This window comes from Solitalea longa (assembly GCF_002920915.1).
In the GTDB taxonomy this organism is placed as follows: Bacteria; Bacteroidota; Bacteroidia; order Sphingobacteriales; family Sphingobacteriaceae; genus Solitalea; species Solitalea longa.
This window is the reverse complement of the sequence record NZ_PQVF01000029.1, coordinates 1-3056: the sequence shown is the minus strand read 5'-3', so window position 1 is coordinate 3056 and position 3056 is coordinate 1. Positions and strand designations below refer to the sequence as shown.

Annotated in this window: 1 tRNA gene and 1 rRNA gene; both read left to right on the top strand. The window is 48.7% G+C overall.

Annotated elements, in window-relative coordinates:
- Positions 1 to 48 precede the first annotated feature (48 nt).
- A tRNA-Ala gene (locus C3K47_RS19315) sits at positions 49 to 122 on the top strand.
- A 150-nt stretch (positions 123 to 272) separates the two neighbouring features.
- Positions 273 to 3056, top strand: a 23S ribosomal RNA gene (locus C3K47_RS19310); the annotation flags it as partial.

Here is a 3056-nt window from a genome sequence, read left to right as displayed (position 1 = left end):
AATTCAATCATTCAGCATTCACTCACTCACTCATTACTTAACAAGCTTGGGGAATTAGCTCAGCTGGCTAGAGCACCTGCCTTGCACGCAGGGGGTCAACGGTTCGAATCCGTTATTCTCCACTAAAAGTGGCCAANACCTTTCAAAGGAAAGGAAACAAACGGCCAAGAAGTTCTTTGACATATTGAAAGAAGTTACCTGAAAAGGTAAACGAGCAACAGATAGAAGCAATTCTATTAATGTAAGTAAATAAGACGCAAGTCTTAGTAATCAAGAAAGTTACTAAGGGCGCACGGGGGATGCCTTGGCTCTCAGAGGCGATGAAGGACGTGATAAGCTGCGATAAGCATCGGGTATTGGCAAATACGAATTGATCCGATGATTTCCGAATGGGGAAACCTAACTAGTTGAAGACTAGTTGTATAAATACGCTAACCTGCCGAACTGAAACATCTAAGTAAGCAGAGGAAGAGAAAACAATAGTGATTTCGTAAGTAGTGGCGAGCGAACGCGAAAGAGCCCAAACCAATAATGTTACGGCATTATTGGGGTTGTAGGACAGTAATGTGGACTTAACAAAAGAACAAGAATGCTTTGGGAAGAGCAGCCATAGAGCGTGATAGCCGCGTATTGGTAAGATTGTTATACCTAACTGTATCCTGAGTACCGCGAGGTCGGAGACGCCTTGTGGGAATCTGCCAGCACCATCTGGTAAGGCTAAATACTACTGAGAGACCGATAGTGAACAAGTACTGTGAAGGAAAGGTGAAAAGAACCCCGAACAGGGGAGTGCAATAGAACCTGAAACCGTGCGCTTACAAGCGGTCGGAGCACCATCTGGTGTGACGGCGTGCCTTTTGCATAATGAGCCTACGAGTTACTTCTCACTGGCAAGGTTAAGTCCTTCAGGGACGCAGCCGAAGCGAAAGCGAGTCTGAATAGGGCGCATAGTCAGTGGGAGTAGACGCGAAACCTTGTGATCTACCCTTGAGCAGGATGAAGTTGCAGTAACATGTAATGGAGGTCCGAACCGGTTAACGTTGAAAAGTTTTCGGATGACTTGAGGGTAGGGGTGAAAGGCTAATCAAACTGGGAAATAGCTCGTACTCTCCGAAATGTTTTTAGGAACAGCCTGGCGGTAAGAGTGTGCTAGAGGTAGAGCTACTAATTGGATGCGGGGGAGTCAAATCCTACCAAATCCAGATAAACTCCGAATGCTAGACACATATACGCTGGAGTGAGGCTTTGGGTGCTAAGGTCCAAGGCCGAGAGGGAAAGAACCCAGACCATCAGCTAAGGTCCCCAAATATATACTAAGTTGAACTAACGGGGTCCGATTGCATAGACAGCTAGGATGTTGGCTTGGAAGCAGCCATTCATTTAAAGAGTGCGTAACAGCTCACTAGTCGAGCGATCGGGCATGGATAATAATCGGGCATCAAGTATATTACCGAAGCTATGGATAGGGATTTATCTCTATGGTAGGAGAGCATTCTAACAGCGGCGAAGGTGTACCGTAAGGTATGTTGGAGCGGTTAGAAAAGCAAATGTAGGCATAAGTAACGATAATGCAGGCGAGAAACCTGCACACCGAAAGACTAAGGTTTCCTGATCAACGCTAATCGGATCAGGGTTAGTCGGGGCCTAAGGTGTAGCCGAAGGGCGAAGCCGATGGACAATGGGTTAATATTCCCATACTATCTTATATTGTGACGGGGAGACGCAGTGGTGAAAGATCCGCGAACTGACGGAATAGTTCGTTAAAGGCCGTACCTATATCATTCATAGGCAAATCCGTGAGTGATGGAGAAAGCTGAAAGTACCACAAACCTACGGGGGCGTGGATAGTGATCCTAAAGGCTGCCGAGAAAATCCTCTAAACTTCAGATATAAGATACCCGTACCGCAAACCGACACAGGTAGTCGAGGAGAGAATCCTAAGGTGCTCGAGTGAATCATGGCTAAGGAACTCGGCAAAATGGCCCTGTAACTTCGGGAGAAGGGGCGCCCCTTAACGGGGGCCGCAGTGAAAAGGTCCAGGCGACTGTTTAACAAAAACACATGGCTTTGCAAAATCGAAAGATGAGGTATAAGGCCTGACACCTGCCCGGTGCTGGAAGGTTAAGAGGGGATGTTAGTCGCAAGGCGAAGCATTGAATCGAAGCCCCAGTAAACGGCGGCCGTAACTATAACGGTCCTAAGGTAGCGAAATTCCTTGTCGGGTAAGTTCCGACCTGCACGAATGGTGTAACGATCTGGACGCTGTCTCAGCCATGAGCTCGGTGAAATTGTGGTATCGGTGAAGACGCCGGTTACCCGCAACGGGACGGAAAGACCCCATGCACCTTCACTACAACTTAACATTGATATTGGGTACAGGATGTGTAGGATAGGCGGGAGATGTTGAAGCGGCTTCGCCAGGAGTCGTGGAATCAACCTTGAAATACCGCCCTTTCTGTATTCGGTGTCTAACCCTGCTGAAGCGGGGGACATTGTTTGGTGGGTAGTTTGACTGGGGTGGTCGCCTCCAAAAGAGTAACGGAGGCTTTCAAAGGTATGCTCAGTACGCTTGGTAACCGTACGTGGAGTGCAATAGCAAAAGCATGCTTGACTGTGAGGCCTACAAGCCGAGCAGGTACGAAAGTAGGATATAGTGATCCGGTGGTTCTGCATGGAAGGGCCATCGCTCAAAGGATAAAAGGTACGCTGGGGATAACAGGCTGATCTCCCCCAAGAGCTCATATCGACGGGGAGGTTTGGCACCTCGATGTCGGCTCGTCACATCCTGGGGCTGGAGAAGGTCCCAAGGGTTCGGCTGTTCGCCGATTAAAGTGGCACGCGAGCTGGGTTCAGAACGTCGCGAGACAGTTCGGTCCCTATCTGTTGTGGGCGTAGGATATTTGAGTGGACCTGACCTTAGTACGAGAGGACCGGGTTGGACGAACCTCTAGTGAATCTGTTATGGCGCCAGCTGTACTGCAGAGTAGCTACGTTCGGTCGAGATAAGCGCTGAAAGCATCTAAGCGCGAAACTCACCACAAGATGAGATATCCATA